This is a genomic window from Paraburkholderia sp. GAS333 (genome assembly GCF_050435665.1).
Classification (GTDB): domain Bacteria; phylum Pseudomonadota; class Gammaproteobacteria; order Burkholderiales; family Burkholderiaceae; genus Paraburkholderia; species Paraburkholderia fungorum_A.
The window spans coordinates 1-1,030 of the sequence record NZ_JBNDKS010000027.1 but is presented as its reverse complement, the minus strand read 5'-3'; the positions used below and the strand labels follow the sequence as shown (position 1 = coordinate 1,030).

The following is a 1,030-nucleotide window of genomic DNA, read 5'->3' as shown; positions in this document are numbered from 1 at the left end:
GGCCGAGATGGAATGGACACCGCCCTCCCTTCGGGGAAGTGGGCATGATTGAGGGCCTCCAGAACCGAACGGCATCAATGTGCCAAAGTGGAGTTGCGACACAACCACTTGAGGAACGGAGGCCCCAAATGAATGCTACGACATACGGACTGGATGTTGCAAAGCGGGTGTTCCAGTTGTACTGGGTCGACGCCCAAACCGGCGAGATTGCGAATCGGCGGTTTGCCCGCGATGATCTGATCGCGTTTCTGGCTCAACGTCCCGCCGGACGTGTCGCTCTTGAAGCGTGCGGAAGCGCTCACTGGTGGGCGCGGAAAATTCAGGCACTGGGACACGAGGTCGTGTTGTTGCATGCACAGTTTATCCGACCGTTTGTGCAAACGAACAAGACCGACGCGGCGGATGCGAAGGCGATATGGACTGCCGTTCAGCAACCTGGCATGCGGACCGTCGCAGCGAAGACAGAAGACCAACAAGCGATGCTGAGCTTGCACCGGATGCGCTCGCAACTCATCAAATTTCGAACGATGCAGGTGAACCAGCTCCGTGGGTTTCTCTACGAATTTGGCGTGACGTTTCGTACCGGACGTGCGGCAGGGCTTGCGGAGGTAAGGCAGCGCATGGCGGAATTGGAAGATGCACTTCCAGCGTCGATCATGCTTAATCTGCAAGACCAGCTGCGACGTATCAACGCGTTCGGAGATGATATCGATCAACTCGAGAAGCGCATTGGTGCCTGGCAGAAACAGGAAGCGGCATGTCGCGCGATTTCCGACGTGCCCGGCATCGGCAGGCTAACCGCAACGGCCTTGGTAGCAACAATCGGAGACGCGAAGACCTTCAGGTCAGGACGGGAATTCGCGGCATTCCTCGGTCTAGTTCCGCGGCAAAGCGGTACCGGCGGAAAGATTCGATTGGGCTCCATCTCGAAGCGAGGCGACCCCTACCTGCGCACGCTGCTGATTCATGGCGCCCGCTCGGTCCTGTGTCACATGAAGGCCCCAACAGCATGGCAGAAAGGAATTCAGGA

At 58.1% G+C, this 1,030-nt stretch carries 1 protein-coding gene; it reads left to right on the top strand.

Annotated elements, in window-relative coordinates:
- Positions 1-128: 128 nt before the first annotated feature.
- A partial coding sequence (locus tag ABH945_RS36100; protein WP_429253885.1) for an IS110 family transposase occupies positions 129-1,030 on the top strand: 902 nt, incomplete at its 3' end.